Source organism: Streptococcus oralis (assembly GCF_003943825.1).
In the GTDB taxonomy this organism is placed as follows: domain Bacteria; phylum Bacillota; class Bacilli; order Lactobacillales; family Streptococcaceae; genus Streptococcus; species Streptococcus oralis_CD.
Genome location: NZ_RJNJ01000084.1, coordinates 1 through 658, shown reverse-complemented (window position 1 = coordinate 658; position 658 = coordinate 1). Strand labels below are relative to the sequence as shown.

Sequence of the window (658 nt, the reverse complement as noted above, 5' to 3'; positions counted from 1 at the left end):
ATCCATATCGAACCTGCTCCTATACCTGAAGACGAAATTTTAGACAATGTCTACAAAAAACTACTCATGCGCGAGCAATTGATTGATCAGGGAAATCAACTCGAAGAACTCTTGGCTGAGGACTTTATCTATATCCGTCAAGATGGAGAACAGATGGATAAAGAGGCTTATAAGTCTGAAAAAGAACTTAAAGCTGCGATTAAGGACATTCAGATTACCTCCATTAGTCAGAAAACCAAGCTCATTTGCTATGAGATGGACGGAATCATCCACACCAGTATCTGGCGTCGCCATGAGACTTGGCAAAATATCTTTCATCAAGAAACCAAAAAAGAAGAATAGAAAAATCCTGTCATANTGACAGGATTTTTCTATTCACCTAACCATCAAAGTCACTTAGGTACTCATAGCGGTCGTATTTTTCAAGAAGTTCTTCATTTTTCTCATCTAGCTCTTTCTGAAGCGTCGCCAGTTTGCCAAAGTCAGAGCCGTTGGCCTGCATTTCCTCTTCAATAGTAGCGATACGATTTTCCAAGGCTTCAATATCCCCTTCAATGCTTGCCCACTCCTGCTTTTCTTGGTAGGTCATACGTTTCTTGTCTTCACGGACCTTGACCACTTTCTCCTTTTCTGCCTTTTGCACTTGATTGGCCATCTC

General features: G+C 41.1%; 1 protein-coding gene and 1 pseudogene. One reads left to right on the top strand and one right to left on the bottom strand.

Features of this window, described 5'->3' with window-relative positions:
- Positions 1 to 342, top strand: a pseudogene (locus D8863_RS10730) (cation-efflux pump); the annotation flags it as partial.
- A 37-nt stretch (positions 343 to 379) separates the two neighbouring features.
- On the opposite strand, the gene D8863_RS10725 reads toward D8863_RS10730, so the two are convergent.
- Positions 380 to 658: ABC transporter C-terminal domain-containing protein (locus tag D8863_RS10725; RefSeq protein WP_260469805.1), on the bottom strand; the 279-nt coding region annotated here is incomplete at its 5' end.